The organism is Paenibacillus sp. sgz302115 (assembly GCF_056120445.1).
In genome coordinates, this window is the sequence record NZ_JBVYOK010000084.1 from 1 (window position 1) to 282 (window position 282).

Genomic DNA, 282 nt, shown 5'->3' on the forward strand with positions numbered 1-282 from the left:
CTTAGTACGAGAGGACCGGGATGGACGTACCGCTGGTGCACCAGTTGTTCCGCCAGGAGCATGGCTGGGTAGCTACGTACGGACGGGATAAGCGCTGAAAGCATCTAAGCGTGAAGCCCCCCTCAAGATGAGATTTCCCAGCATGTAAGACCCCTTGAAGACGACGAGGTAGATAGGTTGGAGGTGGAAGCACGGTAACGTGTGGAGCTGACCAATACTAATCGGTCGAGGGCTTATCCAAACAACTATAACGCAGATTTCGTTTCGGATTCAGTTTTCAGG

General features: G+C 52.5%; 1 rRNA gene. It reads left to right on the forward strand.

The window, feature by feature from the left end:
- Positions 1 to 241 (forward strand): 23S ribosomal RNA (locus tag AC0LWN_RS32845); the annotation flags it as partial.
- Positions 242 to 282 lie beyond the last annotated feature (41 nt).